The organism is Nocardia sp. N2S4-5, assembly GCF_044628355.1.
GTDB lineage: Bacteria > Actinomycetota > Actinomycetes > Mycobacteriales > Mycobacteriaceae > Nocardia > Nocardia wallacei_B.
In genome coordinates, this window is record NZ_JBIUPM010000001.1 from 7,384,455 (window position 1) to 7,405,047 (window position 20,593).

A 20,593-nucleotide genomic window follows, 5' to 3' on the forward strand; every position below is an offset into this window, starting at 1 on the left:
AGCCTTTTCCGTATCGACACCGAGGAAGCTGATGTCACAACCACCGACCGAGCCCGCCGCGGACCTGACCGAACCGCTGCGCGCGGCGATCGCCGAGGCCGAGAACCTGGTCGCCACCGCCGAATTCATCCGCGACGAGCGCGATCTGGCCGAGGGCTACGACTATCTGGCGGGCAGCATCCAGGCCGTGATGCAGTTGTCGCGGGCGCACGGCACCAGCCACCCGTACTTCGTCACCTCCACGGGTCCCTACACCAAGATGGGCTTGGACAATCCCGACACGCTCTACTACCACGCGAATGTCGAGCCGGGCGCGGAGTACCTGATCACCGGCACCCGCGGCAATACCGTCGATCTCAGCTTCCAGGTGCTCAAGGGCGACTACAGCGCCACCGACGTGCCCAACGGCGACGACGCCTTCGACGACCGCCGGCTGGACATCGCCGCGGACGGCAGCTATCAGCTGAGATTCGGTCCGCCGAAAGAGGATCCGGGCCCGAACTACTTCGTGCTGGGGGAGGGCGCGTCGACGCTCGCCGTGCGGGAGGTGTACGGCGACTGGAATGCCGAGCGCCGGGGCACGATTCGCATCGAACGCGTCGACACCCTCGGCACCGCGCCCGCCGCGCCGACGGTCGATCAGCTGCGCAAGCGCTATCGGGCGGCCGGGCGAATGCTGTTGCAGCGCATCCATACCTGGTTCAACTTCCCGAAGTGGTTCTATCTGGATCTGCCGGTGAACACCCTCACCGAACCCCGGCTCACTCCCGGCGGCCTGAGCACCCAGTACTCCTCGGTCGGGCACTTCGATCTCGCCGACGACCAGGCGCTGGTCATCACCGTGCCCAAATCCGATATGCCCTACCAGGGCTTCCAGCTGGGCAGCCGGTGGTACATCTCGCTGGACTACGTCAACCATCAGACCAGCCTCAATTCCGCGCAGGCGCAGGTCGACCCGGACGGCATGATCCGGATGGTGGTCGCGGCGCGCGATCCGGGCATCGCGAATTGGATCGAGACCACCGGCTGCACCCGGGGCATCTTGCAGCTCCGCTGGCAGCGCGTGGACCGGCCGCTGACCGCCGTGGACGGACCCGCGATCGAGCTGGTGCCGTTCGAGAAGGTCCGAGATCTGTTGCCGCACTACGAATACAACTCCGTCGACGAGGCGGGCTGGCAGGAGCGCATCGCGGCGCGCCAGCGCGGCTTCGCACAACGGATGCTGGGATGAGAGGAACATCGATGAGCACCGCACTACTGACCGACAAGGTCGTCGTCGTCAGCGGCGTAGGGCCCGGACTGGGCCGTTCCATCTGTACCGAGGCGGCCGCGGCCGGCGCGAAGGTGGTGCTGGCCGCGCGCACCGAGTCGCGGTTGAAGGAGGTGGCCGCGGAGATCGAGGCGGCGGGCGGCGAAACGCTGTGCGTGCCCGCCGATATCACCGACGGCGAGGCGGTGGCGAATCTGGTGCGGCGCACCCTGGACACCTTCGGCCGGGTCGACGCGCTGGTCAACAATGCCTTCGCGGTGCCCTCGATGAAACCGTTGGCGCGCACCGACTTCCAGCAGATCCGCGACAGCATCGATCTCACCGTGCTGGGTGGGCTGCGGATGACGCAGGCGTTCACCGAGCCGCTCGCCGAGTCCAAGGGCGCGGTGGTGATGATCAACTCCGCGGTGCTGCGGCACTCCGAACCCCGGTACGGCAGTTACAAGATGGCGAAGTCCGCCCTGCTCGCCATGTCGCAGACGCTGGCCTCCGAGCTGGGCAAGCAGGGCATCCGAGTCAACAGCGTTGCGCCGGGCTACATCTGGAGCGATCAGCTGAAGTGGTATTTCGGGGAGGTGGCGAAGAAGTACGGGATCACCGCCGAGCAGGTGTATCAGCAGACCGCCGACCGGTCGGATCTGAAGCGCCTGCCCGAGCCCGACGAAATCGCCCGCGCCGTAGTGTTTTTGGCGTCCGACTGGTCCAGCGCCATCACCGGCCAGACCCTCGACGTCAACTGCGGCGAGTACCACGCCTGAACCTCGAGGATCTATTCTCATGATCATTCGCACCGACGTGGGCACCGTCGAGGATCTGCACGCCTCGGCCACGAAAGCCTGCGGCCTCACCGATTTCGGCTCCGACGAGTACCGCGAGGCGCTCGGCGTGCTGCTGGAGTCCTACCAGCGCGACGCGGAGCTGACCGAACTCGGCAGCAAGATGAACCGCTACTTCCTGCGCGGCGCCCTGGTGGCCCGCGCGCTGAGCGAGGCCGCCTGGAAGGCCAACCCGCAGTATGCCGAAACACCGGTCACCAGACCGATTTTCGTGACCGGCCTACCGCGCACCGGCACCACCGCGCTGCACCGGCTGCTCGCCGCCGACCCGCGCCACCAGGCGCTGGAGATGTGGCTGGCCGAGTTCCCGCAGCCGCGGCCGCCCCGCGACACCTGGGCCGACAATCCGGTATACCGGCAGCTCGACGCCGGGTTCGCCCAGCATCACGTCGAGAATCCCGAATTCATGGGCCTGCACTACATGACCGCCGCCGAGGTGGAGGAGTGCTGGCAGCTGCTGCGCCAGACCGTGAAGTCGGTGTCCTACGAATGCCTGGCGTACCTGCCCACCTACTCGCAGTGGCTGCGCACCCAGGACTGGACCGACGCCTACGCCCGGCACCGCAAGAACCTGCAGTTGATCGGCCTGGGCGACGACCGCCGCTGGATCCTGAAGAACCCCAGCCATTTGTTCGCCCTGGACGCGCTGCTCGCGGTCTACCCCGACGCGCTGGTCATCCAGACCCACCGCGCCCCCGCTACGGTGCTGGCCTCGGTCTGCAGCCTGTCCGAGCACGCCGCCCGCGGCTGGTCCGACACCTTCACCGGCCGCCGCATCGGCGAGACCCAACTCGAACTATGGTCCCGCGGCCTGCACGAGTTCACCGCCGCCCGCAAACGCTACGACCAAGCCCAATTCCTCGACATCGACTTCGCCGACCTCCGCGCCGACCCCCTCGGCACCGTCGAGTCGATCTACCGCTCCTTCGATATCGAATTCACCGAACCAGCCCGCGCCGCCATGACCGCCCTCGACCAGGAAAGCCGCACGGGCGACCGCAAACCCGCGCATCGGTATTCCCTAGCCGACTATGGGCTGAGCGAGGATGAGGTGGAGGCCCATTTCCGCACGTCATAGTTGTTAGAGGGAGGTTCTCAGCCACGAAGCGAAGCCCACCAGCGAGTCGCTTCGCCGTCGCTGGGCTGCGGCGATCCCGTGCAGGGTCTCCCGTACCGATGGATGCAGTCGTGTCTGTTGCGGTGCGGCGGCCCGCGCCTTGTTCAGCGCCATCAGTGCTCGGTCGGGATTGCCGGCCATCAACCACGCACGGGCATTGTCCTGCCAATGGTGACCGATCCGGGTCGGTTTGTCGTAACCGCTCGGGATGGTCAGCTGTGTTCCTTCGCGGGCTGCCTTGTGTGGGTCACCGGACTCGAGTTCGATTGCGTGCCGGTGGAATTCAACGTTCATCGGCCCGAACGAGGTCATGTACACGTCGGTCTCGCCAGTGCGATCCGCGTACTCCCGTGCCGCGTCCACGTGCGCTACGGCGTTGGCGTAGTTCAGCTTCCGCGCCTCGTTGATACAAGCGGCCAGATGTGAATAGCCGGTCATGACGAGCCCGGCGGTCGTGGTGTCTGCTTCCGCGCGATTGATCACGGTGTCGATCAGGTGACCCGCTACGCCCGACTCGCCGATGTGGGTGAGCACGCGGGCACGGGCGAGCATCGAGAAGTCGCCGTAGTGCGGGTCGTCCCCCATCGGCGCGTAGTAATCGGCCAGGTCCAGCGCCGGAATGGTGAGGTGGGTTTGCCCCACTCGCCGCGCCGCCCATTCGGCGAAGATGTATGCCCACGCGAGCTGCGAGTATGCCCGGCTGCGGGCATCGCCTGTCGTGGTCTGAACGACTCCGTGAATCCGGCGAATGATGCCCGGCAGCACCTCGATCGTCTGCCGCGTGCGATCCGCTCGATACAGGCGTCGGGTCTCGTTCAGCTTCGCCTCGATGACATCCGGCGGCAGCGGCTCCTCCGCTCGCGCATAGCGGCCCTCCGCGAGCAGCACGGTAAGCCCGTTCACAGCGTCGGACATCGGCTTGCCATCGTCATAGGGCGCTCCCGTCAGTTGCTCCGGGAGTATTCGGAGTGCCCTTGCTACAGCCGAAATCATGCCGGGACTGGCCGGCTCACGCCCTTGCTCGACGGCCTTGACGAGACTCAGACTGTAGGTGATCCGGTTCGCCAAGCTGCGCTGGGTGAGCCCGGCCAACTTCCGCTCCCGTGCTATCGCTTCGCCCGCAGAGGTCATACCCCGAGGGTAGGTCTTCCTCGTCCGGCCGCGCGTCGATTGTCCTTTCCCTGTCCCTGGACGGCACCTCGGACGCGCAAGGTTTAACCGGCCCTGCGGCCGGGTTGACGCAAGCCCTTCTCTGCACGTCGGTCAACGAAACCTCTCCAACTGATCGACGCCGCACAGTTCCCCGGCGGCGGACACCGGAAACACGCCGAGTTGAGAGGAAGTCATGGGTTCCGATGAACAGAATGCTGGCAGGCTCACCGCGGTATGCCTGGTCCGGGGCGACGTGTCGGGCCGTGACGCACCCCTGCACGCGACGCTCGCGCAGCGTCACGCGGCCGAGCTGGGGTATGTCTGGCTGTACACGGTGCGTCCACCCGCGGATCACTCGGATCCGATCGGGTATGGGTTGGGTATCGCCGCAGGCCTCGGCGCGGATGCGATTGTCGCGTATGACCTTGGCACTGTTGACAATATGCCGTCGCGGGTCTGTGAGTTGTTCGTCCTGGAAACGGTCCGCCCGCCGAATACGTGGCCGGCTGCATTTCCGAGCATCGCGGACCGTGAGCACACGTATCCCAATCATCCGCTGACCGTGGTCGAAGCACAGCGAATCATGCAGCAGCACATCGGATGTCGTGCTGATTCCTGTCGGCGTAAGTCGAGCGCGTACAGGTGCCTGGTGCGGGAGGGGAAGATCGTCCCGCCGGTGGAGACGCTGCGGGAGCGAGCCGCGGCACGGGGTATCCCGTACTGGTCGTCGGACGCATCGTTGCCGCCGTCCGGCGTTGATGTTCAGATGTTGATAGCCGTGCTCGATGGGCTGGCGGCCGATGCGGAAGAACATGTGTCTTCGGTTCGCTTGTCGCCAGGTTCCGAGGGGTAGGGCGGGCCATGGGCTGGTGGCGCAAGGACATGGCCGGTCGGACCGTGGACGAAATCCGAGAGCGGCTCGCGCGTGAGCAGCAGGCAGTTGATTGGACGCATCAGGCCCCGGCTGAGCCACTGACTACGAAACACGCGCATTGGATCATGCAGCAGCATCGGGACTGCTCAGTGGACGATTGCCCGCGCAAATGGGCCGCGTACCGGGTGCTGGTCGAAGCCGGGCGGATCAAGCCGGACAGCGGACGGAACTATTAGGCTTCCACCCCGGTCCCGACCATCGCGAGGAGAGGAAGTCGCACGTGAACGACGATCAACTCGGGTTCGACATCGACGCCACTGCTGAAATGACACCGTGGCAAGTTTGGGTCGACCCGCAACGGCACCATGCGCAGACTCGGAAACTTCTTGCTCGTGCCGGATTGCCCGGATTGCCCACGGAGCCTTGGGACTACGACAAAAACGACGAGATACATCAGCTGAACGATTTCCTGATGGGGTTGTTTCCGGACCTAGATGCCGTGACCAGCAATCCGGACGACGCCGATCAATTGGCTTGCCTCATCGGGCAATGGTTCACGAAATACCTTGATGCGAAGTGGATCGACGTAGACGCTCTCCCGCCGATCGCCGGGATCAACGACACGGACCGTGTGTCCCTCTACACCGGCTTCACACCAGCGCTGACGTTCCCGTATCCGGGGTGGCGAGCGTGCACGGCCGACCGGTTCGTGGCATCCGTTGTCGAAAACGAGATTCTGGACATGGCCGAACTGGTCGCTGTGGGTTACTCGCGGCTCCACAAGCCCGACACTGCTCCGTTCTCCGAAGTGCCTGACTTCTTCAGGGACACAGCACCATTTCTGTGATTTATCGTCCTTCGGGGGGTGCCCGCCAAGGGCGATGCTATATGCGCGACTCCCGCGTCTACGAAGGCCGGGACGGCCGGATAGTCAGGGAACTGATCGACCGTGGAGATATCAATCATCACACACTGAGAACTGTTGCAGGCGAAGAGATCTCGAGACCGGCGCGAGAGCTGATCGATGGATTGCTGCGGGATTATCCGGACAAGTTCACACATCAGGTCGATTCGAGAGACGATGCTCGCGAGATCTGAGTTGCTGTTTCGGGATCGGAAGGAAACCGTCGAAAATCCGTACGTCAGCGCGACGAAGCCGACGCAGTCGAGAGGTCGAGGCAAGGGCAGCGTGATCAGGCCGACGAGAGGGCGCGGCTGAAGCAGCGTGAGGCGGCGGATCGGCTCGCGGAGCGCGCGCGGTGGGCACGGGAGGTCGAGGAAAGAGGTGAACGTGGCGATATGTCTCGTGAGGTGCTCGATCTCTTGCGGGTCAGTCGGCCCACGCCTGGAATCGAGTCGCCGCACCGAGAGCCGCAGGAGCTGAGAGGGTGCGTGATCATTCTCGGGGCGGCGGTGGCACAGTGAATCGTGAGTGGGGGTCGAGCGAGGAGGAGTGGTCGATGAGTCGACGTACGCCCAGTCAGTGGGAGGAAATTACTGCTGCTGATCCTGCGCATTCGGCGTGGTATGTGGAGCGGTTTCGGGGGATGGCGGCGGAGGGGCGGGATATTTTCGGGGAGGCGCGGCTGGTCGATGCGATGGTGGGGCGGGGGGCTCGGGTGTTGGATGCGGGGTGTGGGCCGGGGCGGATCGGTGGGTATTTGCATCGCGCCGGGCACGTCGTCGTGGGTGTCGATGTCGATCCGGTGCTGGTCGCCGCGGCGGAGCAGGATAATCCCGGTCCGACCTGGATGGTCGGAGATCTCGCCGAATTGGATCTGACTGCCCGGGGAATTGCCGAAGGATTCGATGTCATCGTGTGCGCGGGAAACGTGATGACATTTCTGGCGCCGACTACCCGGGAGGCAGTGCTCGAAGGGTTCGCCCGCCACCTCGCACCGGCCGGTCGGGTCGTCGTGGGCTTCGGCGCGGACCGCGGCTACGAGTTCCCGCAATTCCTGGCCGATGCCGAAACCGCTGGGCTCACAACGGATCTGCGGCTCTCGACCTGGGACCTGCGCCCCTTCACCGACGACTCCGGCTTCCTCGTCGCGGTACTCTCTCGCGCGAAGTGACCCTCAGCGCCCGATCGTCGAATTCGCCCAATTGATCACTGCCGATTGATATTCGACGGTATTGCGGGCGAGATTGAGGGCGTGCCCACTGCCGGGCAGCACGAAGGTACTCAACCGGGCGGCCGGGGCGAAGAAGGGCGCCTCCGAGGCTTGCAGAGTGGCGGAATTCGCGCAGACCGCGTAGTCGATGCCGCAGGACAACCGATCCAGGCCGCCGTTGACGATCAGGACCGGTGCGCTGATGAGGCTCGACATACCCGGCAGGGTGGAGAGCAGCCCGTCGGGATATTCGGTGAGCGAGAAGGCCTCCTTGGTCTTCTCGTCCAGCGCCAGCACCTCCGGATCGACATTGCCGGGCGCGTAGAAGTCGTGCAGCCGGGCGCCGGGCCGGGAGACGAGATATTCGGAATCGTAACCGCGGCCCGCGAATTCGGGTTCCTCGGTGGCCCGGTGATAGGTGGAGATGACCCCGAGGGTCTCGCCGATGTTCAGCGAATGCGAATATCCGGTCAGCACGACACCGTCGACGTCGTGGTGGGCGCTGGCCTCCATCACCGAGGTCCCCGACGTCAGCGAGTGCCCCACGGTGATCACCTTGCCGAACGGCTGGGCTCCGGCCAGACCCTGCCGCAATCCCTGCACGATCCCGTGCAGGGCGTCGGCGGTGGCCGAGGCCGTCAGGGAGAGGGCGGGCGGCCGGGTGCTGGCCCCATTGCCGAGCCGGTCCACGACGAGCGTCGCGTATCCGGCGCGATTCATCGCCTGCCGGAAATTGTAGGTCTCCGGTTGGTACGCGAAATCCCAATAGGTGCCGTTGTAATTGGACCCGGCCATCAACACCATGACCGTATCGGTCGGCGAGTCCGTAGGCAGGCACAGCGTCGCGGCCAACTGCCCCTGCGGAACCGGCACGAAGAAGGATCGACAGCCATCCGGCGATGAGGTCTCGTCGGCCTGGGCCGCACTTCCCGCGAACGAGAGCAGTGTCGCCACAAGACATACCACCGCGGTCCGTATCGAGGCTCGCACGCGGGAGGCTCCTTTCGTCGGTGACGCAGGCTAACCCCCGGCATTGCGACACGCAAGACCTCCGGCGCGCCTGCAATTGCTCCGGAGCCGTGCCGTATCCCGTGAAATACGCTGTCGCGGTCAGAGTTCGACGACGCGCGGTCGCAGCACGCCGTCGCGGATACCGGAGGAGATCCAGTGGTTGATGCGGCGGCGCCCGGCGGCGGTGGCCGACAGCCGCGCGGTGGCGGATCTGTTGAACTGATGCGCTGGAACGGCTATCCCCGCCCGCGCCGTATCCCGAATATCCCACCACGGACTGCCCGGCGATGCGCGTCGATCAGTGGCGTTCGTTTGCCCCAGTCGAGTGTGGCGTTCAGCGTATCGAGCGCGTCCCGCATCGGAGCGACATCCACAAGTGACTCCGCGCGGTGATAGAGCCGAGCGTATTCCTTGTTGTTCCCGACGACACCGAGATAGCCGGCGAGCGTCACCATCATGTCGAGGGCGAGGTCTCGGATTACCCGCCGAATGCGTTCGTCGCCCGGGTGCCCGAGCCCACGTAGCTCCCGGACCGGAATGGCACAGAGATCGGTCATGAGTGCGATCTTGTCGGCCGCGTCGCGCGCGTACTCCTCCGGCGCATGCACATACGTGTTGCGCGACATGTAGATCAGGGCATCGATCGCGGTGATATGGAGTACGACTTCGACCGGCGCGCAATCGCTTACGGCCGCATGCGGCGCGGCCTCGGCGCCCATCCGCGCGTCCAAGGCCCGGGCGCGGGCCAGCAGTCCTTCGCGGAACACGGTGACCTCGCCACCGCGGGCCGCCTCGGAATCACACCACATCGTCATATGCCACACGCATCGGAACGCCGCGGCGACGGTGGAACGCCCACCGAGATAGGCGAGCGCTTCGAGGACGGGTTCCGCGTGTTCCAGCACCGCCTGTCCGATATCCAGAAGAACCCGGGCGGTCAACTCTCCCAAGCCTTCTCGGTCGAAGATGGGGTCGGCGCCGGTCACCTCCCGGCGAATGAAGCCGAGATCATCCCGGATTCCCGCGGGCAGGAACCCGGCACCGGCGATCGCCTGGTCGATGCGGCTGTGATCGGTGGTCGTCGCGATGAAGAGGTCGGCGATCTTCTCCACGGTGTCCACCAGTGCGTCGGCGAGCTGGTGGGCGACGGCCTGCGCTGCCTTGTCGAGAAGCTGTGCGGAGAACACGCTCGCGGGATCGCTGTCGCGGTGGATCAGCTCGTCCAGCGCTATCAACTGGGCGTTCAGCGCCTCCGCGTCGTGCTGCCGAGCCGACCGCGAAAAGAATCGCGCGAACAATTCGAGCAGCGCATCCGGAAGGAGACGACGCAGCTCAGCGACGCCGTGGCGGGGCGGTTGTTCGTCGATCGCGCCCATCCGGTCTTCCAGGTACTGCCAGAAAGTGTCCGTCCGCAACGCCTCGTCCCACAGATCGATCCCGTCCAGCCACGGATGAAAAGTGTTCCCGGCCGGCGACTCCGAGGCCTCGATCTGATTCAGGACGGCGAGATTATGGGTCGCCAGCACCGCGGCGGGGCCGGAGTCGTGGCGGTCGGTCTCCCAAATCTCTCGCGCTGCCGCCGGATCGCCGTCGGCGAGCCGCTCCAAAGCTGGGTCGTCCGGGCCCGCCGGCCAGAACCAGAACAATTCGTACATCAGCCGGTACTCCGCGACGGCCAGCAGACTGAGCGCCTGATGAACCGATCCGGGGTCCGCGGCCGGCTCGACAGGCATTATCCCGCTCTCGATGTCCGGCGCTGCGCCGCCGAGGCGAAAGGCGTTGTATCAATACGGGCCCTTCTCGATCACGAACGAAAGCGCTTCGGCGAGTGGGCTGTCCGGCTCGGTCACGCTGACGTCCACGGTGCCTCCCTCGACGTGTCGTCAATGACCTGTATTCATACACATCGTCCGACGGCTTGTCGATCGCCGCAAATGTGTGCTCGGCGACTGGCGATTTGCGTGTTTCGCGATGCGTCGCGGTGGGACAGGATCGCAGCGACAGAGCTGGGTCGACTTCATGTTCGAGGAGCGGGTCGTCAGTGGCGGGGTGGAAGGAAGAGGCGTCTGTGGAGTTGACCGGTGAGATCGTGCGCGGGCTACGTGCGGCCGCTCCGCCCGGCTGGCGGCAGTTGGAGGCGTCGTTCGCCATGACGGTCGTCAGCGAGTCCGCGGTGCTGGTTGTCGACGACGGGACGCGGTCGGTGCGGTGTCAGGTGCCACCCGAGGTGTGGGGTGCGGTGCGTCGGCACCGTGAGTTGTCGGCTCGATCCGCGGACGGACCGTGGTGGCGCTTGCTGGTGCGGGCGGACGATGCCCACGTCGAGGTCGAGTGCGACCGCGGTGCGGAGCCGTTTCCCGGCGAGCAGTTGTTCGCACCTGATGCGTATCTCGCCGACCTGGAAAGCCATCCGCGAAATCGCCTGCCGGTGTGGCTGGCGGCGTATATCGGGCGTGGTGAGCCGCTGTCGCGGCCGCCTGGCCGCGCTGCCGAGAGCGCACGGGCGGACCGGACGATGGGTGTGCGGCCGGTACCGGTGAACGAGCTGCTGGATCTGCGGGAGCTGTGGGCTCGGTGGGCGGTGTTGTCCGCGGCTTTCGTGGCGGTGGGGTCCCCGCGGGGGCCTCGGATCTGCCCGTCGGTGGGTGTGTTCGAAGGTGCACGGCGTAGCGGTTCGACCCTGGCGCTGTTGCCGGGCGGGCGGGCGGTGCTGTCGGGTGGCGTGTGGAATGCGCCCGTACTGGAGGCCGCCTACAACGATGGCGGCGACATGTCGGAAATCTTTGCGGGCGCGCCGTATTGGGTGGCGGACCCGGTCCTCAACGCCCGCGTGGCTACCGGGTCGCTGTCGTTCTGTTACTGGTGGGACGCGGGGCGGTGGTACCGGGGCGGGTCGGCTCCGGTGCCGGAGTGTGCGGAGGCGATTCCCGCGGTCTGGACTGTCGAGACCGCGGCAGGCGTAATTTCCGACCTGCTGAGCGACGTGCCGGGCGCGGTGCCCGAGTCGATAGAGCCGTTGATTTCCGCGGCACAGGCAGGCGCGGTGACTCGGGAGCAGATTCGGAGCGTTTTCGGTGACGGCGCCGGGCTCGATCTCGATGGTGCGCTGTTCCAGTTCGTCATCGCGGGCTTGGGGGCAGTCGGCGATGGCTTCCTCTCCGAGGCGGAGGCGATCGCCCTGGTCCGAGATCACATCCGGGGCCGGGGCCATGACGTCACCGGATATTCGCTGTCGGCGTTGACGGCCGTTCGGCTCGGCGTCGGGTGGATAGTGCATTCGCCGGTGCCCGACGGTGAATTCGTTCTGGACCGTGCGGTGTTCTACGTCGCCGACGACGGTGTCGTGGAGCAGTCGACCGAGTCGGTCGCGATATCGGAGTACGTGGCCGGGTTCGAGCAGCGGTACTGGCATCGCCGTGACGACCGCGTCTGAATCGGCATGGCGCACAGCGAGTTCCAATTCGACCCCGACCGTATTCGCCGGCAGGGGGCGTTGCTGGGTGATCTCGGTGACCGCGTCGGCGGGACATACGCCGGGTTGCGGGACAGCCTGGCCGAGGTCGACGGGTGCTGGGGTGACGACGACCTGGGCGTGGCGTTCGCCGAGAGTTTCACGCCGGGCGCCGATCAGTTGCTGGCAAACCTTCGGGCGATGCAGGAGAGTCTGCGCGAGACAGCCCGGGGGCTCATCGACGCCACGCACAGTGTCGAGGACGCGGACCAGAACATCGCCGGCCGGACAGATCGAGACCCCGGCGAGTCGAGCCGCGGCGACCCGGGTCCCGCGGTCGGCGCACCGCAGCCGTCACAGGTCGCGCCGCCCCTGACATCCGGTGCGAACGTGTCGCCTGCCGCGACGCCCGCTTCGTCCCCGCCTCCGGCGCCACCGCAAACCGCAACCACCGAAGTCGAAAACTCTTCCGGCGGGCCGCTTTCCGACCCCTCGGGTCAGCCGGCCGGCACCGAGCAGCCGACCCCGGATGCGGGATCGGACGAGGCGGGCGAGCAGGCCACTCCGCGAGGTGGCTCCGATTCGTCGCACCCGTCCCCGGGCGCCGCGAGCCCGGCCACCGGCGACAGACGACCCGAGGAACGTAGCGGGTTGCCCGCCGCGGTACCGCCTCCGCTCGCCGAGAACAACTCCCCGCGGGCACGGGATGGCTTGTCCGCAGGCGATTCTCGTCGTGCGGCCGGGGCAGGGCGGCAGGCGACACCGTGGACCACGCCACCGCGCACAGCGCCCGGCGCGCATGCGGCAGAGGAGTCGGGTCGCCCGCCGGCCCCTCGGTCCGACGCTCCGCCGCCGAGAGAGCGAGGACAGGGTCGACCCGGCCGGGACCGGACCGCGGAACGGCCGGTCGGCAGGTCCGGTGCGTCGGCGGTGCTCGGATGGCTGGCGCGGACATTGGCCGAACGGCACGGTGTCCAGGTCACCGGGTTCGACCTCCCAGGCTTGGAAGACACGGCTGTTCGTGAGTTCGCGGCAGCCGTCGATCGTGTGCTGACCGACTACCCGGCTGTCGTACTCGACCGTGTCGCCGTGGCCGACCTGGGTGGCGACGGATCTCCGGTGCGATGGGAGCGCGAGTCACGTGACGATCGGACGCCCGCCGTGCGGTCGATCACGCTGGACCAGAGCGTGGCCCGCGCGTCGGCACCGCCGGACCTGCAGGTCTACGCGGCGACGGTGCGCGAACTGGCCTCGGCGCTCGACTCGGTCGGTGCGGGCGTTGTCGGGCGGCGCGTGCAGCGGATCCTGATCGCCGAATATCTGCGCCGGGCGGCGGGGCGGTACACCACGCTCGGCGAGGTCGTGCGCGGATACCGGCGCTGGCGCGACGAGCTGAACGAAATCTTCGGCGGTGCGGACGATTTCGACGGACAGCGGGCATTGGGCTGCGCGTTCGCCGATGTCGTGCTGCACGGCGTCCGGGCGAGCGCGCAGGCACAGGTTCTGCATTCGGCGCTGGTGGCCGCGGCGTCCCCGCCGGGGCGGAGCGGTGCCGGTGGTTGACATCTTGTCGTCGAATCCGTTGGTGCAGGCGCGGGAGTTGTTCGAAGGCCTGCCCGACTTCGTGCGGTGGCCGGTCGAGATGGCGGTATTCGGCGGGGACTTGCCGCGGGCCGATGTGTCCCGGATGCGGTGGATGGCCGCCCAGTTGCGGGAGAAGGCCGCGGCGATGCTCGGTCACGCCGATGACGCGACGGGGGTGCTGGCGCAACTCGACGCGGTCGGTACGTTCGGTGACCAGGTGCGCGAGATGCTGCTGCTGCATCGTAAGGGCGCGATCCGGCTGCACGACGAGGCGCTGATCCTGGCCGATCAGGCGGACGGGGCAGCCAACGAGGCGGAGAAGACGCTGTGTGTGATGTTCGCGTTCGGCGCACAGCTGGCCTGGCAAATCTACCGCGCGCTGGCGGTAGCGGCCGCGGCCGGTCCCGCCGGACAGGTGGCGGCGGCGTCGACCGTGGAGTCCATGCTGGTCACCGGGCGTGCCGAGGTCGAGGTGATGCGGGCGGCGCTGAAGCGGGGTTTCGCGGAGCGCGCGGCGAACGCGGTGGCCAGGCTGACGGGGCTGGGGCCGCTTCAGCTCGCCGCCGTGGTGGGGAAATCCGCCGCGTTCCCGATGGCGGTCGACGGGGGTGTCCAGTTGTTGCAGGTCGCGGCGGGGGACCGGGACTGGAGCCTGATCGGTGCCAATGGTGAGAATCCGAGGGGCATCGACCTGACGTCGATCGTCGCCATGGGCGCGGGGGGTGCCGGTGGTGCGGTCGGTGGTGTGCTGGCCGGTCGGTACGTGCCGAAGATCTTTCCCCGGGTGGGGGACAGCCGGTTGTTGCTGGGGCTGGTGCACGGGACCGCGGGTGCGGTGTCGGGCCTGGGCGCGGCGGCGTTGATCACCGGCTGGCCCGAACATTTCGACCAGGCGCTCGCCGAGTTGCTCAACGGTGCGGTCGGCGGAGCGATGTCCATGCACGCCGGCGCGCACGCGCGAGCCGAAGCCCTCGCAGCGCCGAAAACCGATGGCAGTGGCCGCTTCGATCGGCCGGATGTGTCCTTCGGTCAGGACTCGCGTGACGAAACGATCGCCGATGCCGGAGAGGGGCGGGACAGCCGGTCGGCGGATCGAGCGATCCTGGACCGGCTCGCGGCCCAGGCCGTCACGCGCGGGCAGCCCGCGCCGATCGCTTCGGACGCGCCGCGCCCGGCGTTGCCCGAGAACCGTTCTGCCGCAGCGAATTCCCGTTCCGGCGGCGTTCCCTCCGTGGCGACGGATACGCCGACGGCGAAGCTGCGGGCCGAACTGACCCACCAGGTGACCGTCGACGACCAGCGTGTGGTGGATGCCCGCAAACACCTGGACGGGGCGCTGACGGAGTTGGAGAAGGGCGGTACGGCGCTCGAGTCGGAGGTGGCCAGGCATGCCGTGGCGGAAGCGTGGGCGGCGCACGAGACCGCGGTGCGGGAGGCGGTCGAGGAACGCGTCGACGAGAGAAGGGCGGAAGCGGAAGCCGCGATCGCGGCGGCCGACGAACAACGGCGCGGTGTCGAGGCCGAGACCGGTGAGCGCATGCGGGCGGGCCGCGACGCGGTGGCCACGGCGCGCACGCACTGGGCGGCGAGTCGCGATGCCCACGAGGCGGCGGTCACCGCCTACGAGGCGGGTGTGCGCGGTCATGTGGATGAGAGCATCCGGTCAGTGCAGGACAAGGTCGACGCGGCGGGCGCCGCCCTGGAAAAGAGCAGGCAGGAGTATCGACGCTATCGGGAGGGCGCGGAGCCGGAGGCCACGCACCTTGCCGGGCTGGAGCAAGGTATCGAGCGGGCACGGACGCGGTTGCGGGTGGCGATGGTCGAGCGGGAGGCCTTGCTGCGGGCCGTGATCGGGCAGGGCGCCGTGCCGGGGCGGGATGACCACGCGGTCCGACTGCGGGCGGCCGAGACCGCCCGCAATGAGGTGGTATCACGGTGGGGCAGAAGGGCTTTCCGTTCCGAAGTGGCCGCTCGGGAACAGTATTGGCGGCATGCGCTGGCCGAACACGCGGAGGTGGCGCAGGCCAACGTCCGGACGGCGGCGGATGACCTGGAGCGGTGCACGACGGCCTACCGCGCGGCGCACCGGAGCCTGGTGTCGGACGGGGTGCGGGCGATAGATGCCCGGTTCCGCTCGGCGGCGGAGGCGGGCGCGGCGGATATCGCGGCATACGAGGCGGGAGTGGTCGACCGCGCCGACGCGTTCCGAGCCGCCTCGGACAAACGTCTGCGGGCCATGATGTCGACCGACGAGCTGGCCACCTCCTACTACGAAGAGATGCTGGCCGCGGGAGATGCGGCCGACCCGGTGACGGTTCCGATGTCGCCGGAGGCACTGCTGAAGGGGATCGTCGGGGGGACCCGCGCGGAGCGCTATCTCGCCATGCGCAAGTGGGCCGAACTCACCACCGGCAAAGACATGCGTGTGACGCAGCGTATCGCGTGGGGGCTCGAGCTGGCCGACATGAAGACCGGCGAGGGCAAGACGCTGCTCACCACCGTGAAAACGATCGACGACGCCATCCAGCACGGCGTCGCCAACGTGTGGACCAGCAGCGATTCACTGGTCTTGGAGACGATCGCGTCGGTGGAGCAGGTCACCAGGTCCGAGCACGGCGATCTGCCGGTGGACACCTACCGGCTGGCCGATATGACCGAGAACGGGGAGTTCCCGGAGCCGAAACCCGGTGTGGGCCAGATGTTCGTCGGCACACCGGAGAACGCCGAGTTCCTGGTGTTGCGCAGGGGCAAGGCGTTTCTCGATCGCCTGCACGAGGCGGGAGCATCCGATGAGACGATCAAGGCGCTTCGTGAGAGTCTGTTTCCCCGGCTCAAAGGCGATCGGCCGCAACTCGATCGGATCAAGGAGATCCTCGACGAGGCGGCGGAGCGATACGGTCTGCGGGAGCGGTTCGAGCCGTTGCCCGGTGGCCGTGGGAACAAGGTCCACACGCTCGACGAGATGGATACGGTGGTCGACGGCCGCGAGGCGGTGCTGTCGCCCGGCGCCGGTGGCGACGAGAGCCCCGAGGTGGTCGCTCGCCTGGAAGAGGTCTGGCAGCGTTTCAAGACCGCGCAGCGGCTGCCGCACGGGTTGACCGCGCAGGACTTCGGCAGGCCGGAGGGCACCCGCGGGTTCTGGCAGGCGACGCTGACCCCGGCGGCGATCGCCAAGCTCAACCGGGTGTCCGGGGAACCCGTGACCGCGGCCGACGCCGAGATGTACACCAGTGCCGCGCTGGCCGAGTGGGCACGGGTCAGAAACAGTGACTACATCGAAGGCCGCGGTGACGCCCCGGGGGAACCGGGAAGGGTCCTACTGCTGGCGTCGGACACCAACGATCAGCTGCAGGCCAACCGGGAGGAGGGTACCGAGACTCGAACGCAGGGTCTGGTAGGCCAGTTCATGGACCTCAAGGAGGGAGTGCCGGTCAAGGCCAACCTGCCAGAGGAAGCCATGTACATCTCGGTGGACCAGCTCATCGGCAGTAGCTACCTGGGACGGCCGACGGGGTACTCCGGCACGCTCAAGATCGTCGAAGGCGAGCTGTACGAGCGGTACGGGATTCCGGGCGTGGCGGAGAATCCGCCCTACTACGTGTCGCAGCTGGAACGCCACTACGCGCTCAACGACGATACCCGGCACGGCAAGCTCGCGCAGATGGGCCGTGACGTGGTCGGCGAACTGCGATTGACGCCGATCCTGGATGAGAACGGCGTGATCGTCGGAGTCGAACAGCACGGTCGTCCACAGCTGAACGAGCACATGGACCAGCGGAACATCCGCGGCGACGATGTCCGCGAAGGAGCGAACGGGGAACGGATCCGGCTGCACGGATGGCAGGACAAGGACGACCACGAGAAGGGCCTGGTCGACTGGGTCGATCAGTTCACCCACGAACATGTGGAGGCCATGAAGCGGGCGTATCCGATGCTCGACGCGTTCGAGCGCGCCGGTGCCCCGGCCGACGAGGTGGCGGCATTGCGGCAACGGATCACGCAGGCACCCCCGGCCCAAGTGATCAGGTCCATGCTCGATACGGCGGCGGCCCATTATGGAGTCGAACAGCGTTTCGACTCGGTGCCCGAGCTACAGGCCGCCGAAAGGATCAAGCTCGAGTATCTGGCTATGGACGCCCGCTGGGACGACGACCTCGCCAATCAGTCGACGCCCGAAAAGGTCGCTGAACTGCTGGTCGACACGCTCGGCGAGCGGAGCAGCGCCGTGTTTGCCGAACGCCTCTCCGGCCATCCGGTCGACGGCTGGGGCGTATCTGGCAGCCGGACGTTTGTTCGACGTCTGGCGGACTTGCTGGTCGAGAAGTGCGGCCACGGCGCTGTGCCGGGCGAGCCCGGCACAAAACTGTTCGCCGACAAACTGAACAACCATCTCATCAAGCATATGTGGGGCGAGGAAGGCAGCCTTGCGTTCGTCAACAAGAAATCCATGCGCGGCACCGACTGGGAGCCCACGCCGGAATCCATTGCGCTGGGCGGGACCTTGGGCCGGATGGATGGTGGGCCATCCCGCGGGGAACGAGCATTCGAACAGGGCGTGGGCCGTGCGTCCCGTGGCGGCACGACCACCGACCGGGAGGAGGGTGGCACACCGGGCACGTTCATGCAGTACCTCTCGCCGGAGGACTACTACGGCGTCGTCGAGAATCACGGCGTCACCGACCAGGTCGTCATGTTCACCGACGCCGTCGCGGCGCGGCGGGCGGCGGCCGTCGCGCACGCGGCGGAGCACACCCCCGCCAGCCGCGCCGAATTGGACCGGGCGGACCGCGCTGTCGAACAGGCCGAACGCGTCCTGCGGGAAGACGCGGCGCCGACGCAGATGCGCGCGGTCGAACAACACCTGATGGCGTCCGGTCGCGCACAGCACGCCAACCTGCCTCCGCAGGCCCCGGCTGACCTTCCCACCTCCGAACCGGCCCACTCGGCCGTGCTCGCGCCCGGAGCCCGCGACGGCGTAGACACTGTCCGACCGGAACGTCCGGAAGATCGCTACGCACGGCTCGCGGGGTGGCTGGGGATCCCCGTGACGGTCCCGGTCGTCATGGCGGCCGAAGACGACGAGGACGATGAATCATCGCCGCGGCCAGCGGACACCTCGGCCGCCGTACAGGCGCTGAACCGGTTTCAGGCGGGCCTCCCGACTGCCGTCGTGGAGGCGTTGAACCAGCATCTCGACGACGCGGCGCCCGCAGCGATCGTCCTGGACCCGATGCTCTCCGACGCGCAAGCGCTGGAGCGGCTCGAATCTCGGCGCGACCGCCTGGCGGACGAGCTCGGACTGGAGCGAGATCAGGTTCTCGGCGCGGAGGGGATACGCCGGGTCGGCGAAAAGGTGGACGAGGCGCGCGAGAATTTCACCGACGCCTTGCCGCCGACGGTCCGGCCGCTCGCCGAGGCCGATGCCGCCATCGCTCGCGCGGTGGTGGCCGACGCGGCGGCGCAGCTCGTGGGATCTTCCGACAAGGCCGAGCCCGCCGGGCCCGTGGTCGCGGCGGCATCGACATACCTCGCCCTCACCGCCCTGCTCGACCTTGTCGTCGGCGTTCACCGGCGGAACCCGAACGGCTGCGTCAACAACGCCGTGACGATGATGGAGGTGCTGTACGAGTACGAGCCCCACGCGAGTCCGTATGAGATGCCGAGCTACTCCCCGCTGGCAGGCCATGGCAACGAGGACGTCCAACGGGCTTCTGGCGGAGGCACTTTCCGTTCCTCCGGTGATCTGGACACGGTAGCCGCGTCGCTGGCGCAACGACCGGGAGCCGCCAGCTGGGTTGTCTACAACTGGCTCGACACCCGCGTCGTCGACGGGGACCGCAAGGACGCGGCCGAACGGCTGGCCCGCCACCTCGCCGATGGCCTGCTCGACCTCGCCGACTACAACCGGCGCATCGCGCGGGTGCGAGCCGCCGCCCAGCATGCCGACCTGCGGCAGGCGCTGTCGGGCCTGCCCCAGCTGCCGAACGAGTCGGCCGACGAGAGATACGCCGGGAAAGTCCGGACGCATCTGGTGTTGATGCACAGCAGAATCGGCGCCTCCGGCACACCGGAAGTGGTTGTCCTGGACATCAATTCCGGCACCAAGCGCACGGCGATCACGCCGGAGGACCTGGCGGGACCGAATGCATTGCTGAAAAGAGCCGTCCCGTTCGACAAGTGGAAGGAGAAGCAAGGGCAGATCGAAGGACTCGGCAAGAAGGACAGTCGGGTCTGGACCATCGAATTCGATGACGAAGGCAAAGCCCTGCCGCACGGCAACGTTGTGTCGATTTCCCAGCGGCGGCAACGGGAATCGCCACCACCGCAGCAATCGGACCGGTTCGCCCGCGCCGGCCACCGCCCACCCGACGACGGCCAACCGCGGCGCAGCCGGTCGGACGAGCACGCCGGGCCACGACCGCTCACCCGGCTGGACAAGGAGCTGGCCCACCTCCCCTTCCTGTACGGCGATGACGAGTCCGACAGCGGCTCCGCACCGTCGATGAAATGGCAACGGCGCCGCGATGATTCGGTGCGGAACTTGAGTCGATTGCTGGCCCACGCGGTCCGCCAGGACACGGCGAAATCGGTCTCCGATCCGGGCTATTCCGAGGAGTGGGAACGCGAACGCGACGAACTCGAGGCCGAACTCGCCCGTTGGAACGGGCAAGAGCCGGACGGGCACCGGCGTGTGGAACGAGTGCTGCAACCGCTCCTGGGCCGATTGCGGTCGCTGGACCGCGACGGTTGGCAGCGGATGCATGGCACCGAGCTTCCGTGGCTCGGCTCCTGGGTCCTGCGCGGAATCCTGCTGCGCGAACCCACGCGCCCGGATCTGCCGCATATTGGCGAGCAACTCGATATCACTCCCGCTGCGCAGGCCGCTGATTTGATGAGCATGCCCGCAACCGGGGCGGGCGATGCGGCGGTGGTGTCGACAAGAGACGGCGACGCGCTCGCCGAATGGCGGTTGCTCGGGGAGACGGCGGCGACCGGGTCCGCACTCGAACAACTCGTGACCGCGGTGCTCTCCTATCTGGAGTCGAGTCGCATCGCGGAAATCGACACGGAAACGGAAAAGCCCGCCGCGGATCAGCCTGACGATGCGGAGGCGGCACGGCGTCTGCTCGACGAGTTGGCGCGGGTGGAGAAGCTGCGCGATCGGTGGGCCGAGTTGTGCCGGG

General features: G+C 67.4%; 15 protein-coding genes and 1 pseudogene. 10 read left to right on the forward strand and 6 right to left on the reverse strand.

Annotated features, from left to right (window positions below):
* Window positions 1-31: 31 nt before the first annotated feature.
* From ACFMRZ_RS34260 to ACFMRZ_RS34270, 3 genes are read left to right on the forward strand one after another with little or no spacing between them, the layout of a single operon-like run.
* Window positions 32-1,231 (forward strand): hypothetical protein, encoded by a 1,200-nt coding sequence (locus ACFMRZ_RS34260; RefSeq protein ID WP_400182350.1) that lies wholly within the window; start codon window positions 32-34, stop codon window positions 1,229-1,231.
* Window positions 1,232-1,242: 11 nt separating this feature from the next.
* Entirely contained in the window at window positions 1,243-2,028 is a 786-nt protein-coding gene (locus tag ACFMRZ_RS34265; RefSeq protein ID WP_400182351.1) for an SDR family oxidoreductase, read from the forward strand.
* Between the two features lie 19 nt (window positions 2,029-2,047).
* The gene (locus ACFMRZ_RS34270) at window positions 2,048-3,184 is read left to right on the forward strand and encodes a sulfotransferase family protein (RefSeq protein ID WP_400182352.1); all 1,137 of its coding nucleotides are present in this window, start codon (window positions 2,048-2,050) and stop codon (window positions 3,182-3,184) included.
* Between the two features lie 3 nt (window positions 3,185-3,187).
* Here ACFMRZ_RS34270 and ACFMRZ_RS34275 read toward each other — a convergent pair whose 3' ends face one another.
* Entirely contained in the window at window positions 3,188-4,354 is a 1,167-nt protein-coding gene (locus tag ACFMRZ_RS34275) for a multiprotein-bridging factor 1 family protein (RefSeq protein ID WP_400182353.1), read from the reverse strand.
* Window positions 4,355-4,568: 214 nt separating this feature from the next.
* Here ACFMRZ_RS34275 and ACFMRZ_RS34280 point away from each other — a divergent pair, with 214 nt between their 5' ends.
* The 4 genes from ACFMRZ_RS34280 to ACFMRZ_RS34295 all read left to right on the forward strand — a co-directional run bounded on the left by ACFMRZ_RS34280 (window position 4,569) and on the right by ACFMRZ_RS34295 (window position 7,324).
* Window positions 4,569-5,228 carry a hypothetical protein gene (locus tag ACFMRZ_RS34280; RefSeq protein ID WP_400182354.1) on the forward strand — a complete coding sequence of 220 codons (660 nt, stop codon included), beginning with the start codon at window positions 4,569-4,571 and terminating at the stop codon, window positions 5,226-5,228.
* A 301-nt stretch (window positions 5,229-5,529) separates the two neighbouring features.
* Complete coding sequence (locus tag ACFMRZ_RS34285) at window positions 5,530-6,096, forward strand: hypothetical protein (RefSeq protein ID WP_400182355.1); 567 nt, start codon at window positions 5,530-5,532, stop codon at window positions 6,094-6,096.
* Between the two features lie 41 nt (window positions 6,097-6,137).
* Complete coding sequence (locus tag ACFMRZ_RS34290; RefSeq protein WP_400182356.1) at window positions 6,138-6,347, forward strand: hypothetical protein; 210 nt, start codon at window positions 6,138-6,140, stop codon at window positions 6,345-6,347.
* 362 nt (window positions 6,348-6,709) lie between these two features.
* Window positions 6,710-7,324, forward strand: coding sequence for a class I SAM-dependent methyltransferase (locus ACFMRZ_RS34295; protein WP_400182357.1), 615 nt, complete (start codon window positions 6,710-6,712; stop codon window positions 7,322-7,324).
* A 3-nt stretch (window positions 7,325-7,327) separates the two neighbouring features.
* On the opposite strand, the gene ACFMRZ_RS34300 is transcribed toward ACFMRZ_RS34295, so the two are convergent.
* Together ACFMRZ_RS34300 and ACFMRZ_RS34305 are read right to left on the reverse strand one after the other, a co-directional pair.
* Window positions 7,328-8,353, reverse strand: coding sequence for an alpha/beta hydrolase (locus tag ACFMRZ_RS34300; RefSeq protein WP_400182358.1), 1,026 nt, complete (start codon window positions 8,351-8,353; stop codon window positions 7,328-7,330).
* 257 nt (window positions 8,354-8,610) lie between these two features.
* Entirely contained in the window at window positions 8,611-10,107 is a 1,497-nt protein-coding gene (locus tag ACFMRZ_RS34305) for a hypothetical protein (RefSeq protein ID WP_400182359.1), read from the reverse strand.
* Between the two features lie 335 nt (window positions 10,108-10,442).
* On the opposite strand from ACFMRZ_RS34305, the gene ACFMRZ_RS34310 reads away from it, so the two are divergent.
* Window positions 10,443-11,807: a hypothetical protein gene (locus tag ACFMRZ_RS34310; RefSeq protein WP_400182360.1), complete on the forward strand. Its 1,365-nt coding sequence runs from the start codon at window positions 10,443-10,445 to the stop codon at window positions 11,805-11,807.
* 6 nt (window positions 11,808-11,813) lie between these two features.
* Window positions 11,814-13,388: a hypothetical protein gene (locus tag ACFMRZ_RS34315; RefSeq protein WP_400182361.1), complete on the forward strand. Its 1,575-nt coding sequence runs from the start codon at window positions 11,814-11,816 to the stop codon at window positions 13,386-13,388.
* 2,581 nt (window positions 13,389-15,969) lie between these two features.
* Here ACFMRZ_RS34315 and ACFMRZ_RS34320 read toward each other — a convergent pair.
* The 3 genes from ACFMRZ_RS34320 to ACFMRZ_RS34330 form a co-directional block, all read right to left on the reverse strand.
* Window positions 15,970-16,500: a hypothetical protein gene (locus ACFMRZ_RS34320; RefSeq protein ID WP_400183071.1), complete on the reverse strand. Its 531-nt coding sequence runs from the start codon at window positions 16,498-16,500 to the stop codon at window positions 15,970-15,972.
* Between the two features lie 225 nt (window positions 16,501-16,725).
* On the reverse strand, window positions 16,726-17,313 hold the full coding sequence (locus tag ACFMRZ_RS34325; protein WP_400183072.1) for a hypothetical protein: 588 nt from the start codon (window positions 17,311-17,313) through the stop codon (window positions 16,726-16,728).
* 186 nt (window positions 17,314-17,499) lie between these two features.
* Window positions 17,500-18,297: a hypothetical protein gene (locus ACFMRZ_RS34330; RefSeq protein WP_400183073.1), complete on the reverse strand. Its 798-nt coding sequence runs from the start codon at window positions 18,295-18,297 to the stop codon at window positions 17,500-17,502.
* Window positions 18,298-19,065: 768 nt separating this feature from the next.
* Here ACFMRZ_RS34330 and ACFMRZ_RS34335 point away from each other — a divergent pair.
* Window positions 19,066-19,323, forward strand: a pseudogene (locus ACFMRZ_RS34335) (DUF1707 domain-containing protein); the annotation flags it as partial.
* Between the last annotated feature and the right edge of the window lie 1,270 nt (window positions 19,324-20,593).

Excerpts from the sequence above, each read along its gene's own strand:
- ACFMRZ_RS34260 (WP_400182350.1), top strand. The coding sequence starts at position 32 with ATGTCACAACCACCGACCGAGCCCGCCGCGGACCTGACCGAACCGCTG.
- ACFMRZ_RS34265 (WP_400182351.1), top strand. The coding sequence starts at position 1,243 with ATGAGCACCGCACTACTGACCGACAAGGTCGTCGTCGTCAGCGGCGTA.
- ACFMRZ_RS34270 (WP_400182352.1), top strand. The coding sequence starts at position 2,048 with ATGATCATTCGCACCGACGTGGGCACCGTCGAGGATCTGCACGCCTCG.
- ACFMRZ_RS34275 (WP_400182353.1), bottom strand. The coding sequence starts at position 4,354 with ATGACCTCTGCGGGCGAAGCGATAGCACGGGAGCGGAAGTTGGCCGGG.
- ACFMRZ_RS34280 (WP_400182354.1), top strand. The coding sequence starts at position 4,569 with ATGGGTTCCGATGAACAGAATGCTGGCAGGCTCACCGCGGTATGCCTG.
- ACFMRZ_RS34290 (WP_400182356.1), top strand. The coding sequence starts at position 6,138 with ATGCGCGACTCCCGCGTCTACGAAGGCCGGGACGGCCGGATAGTCAGG.
- ACFMRZ_RS34295 (WP_400182357.1), top strand. The coding sequence starts at position 6,710 with ATGAGTCGACGTACGCCCAGTCAGTGGGAGGAAATTACTGCTGCTGAT.
- ACFMRZ_RS34305 (WP_400182359.1), bottom strand. The coding sequence starts at position 10,107 with ATGCCTGTCGAGCCGGCCGCGGACCCCGGATCGGTTCATCAGGCGCTC.
- ACFMRZ_RS34315 (WP_400182361.1), top strand. The coding sequence starts at position 11,814 with ATGGCGCACAGCGAGTTCCAATTCGACCCCGACCGTATTCGCCGGCAG.
- ACFMRZ_RS34325 (WP_400183072.1), bottom strand. The coding sequence starts at position 17,313 with ATGTTCGTGGGTGAACTGATCGACCCAGTCGACCAGGCCCTTCTCGTG.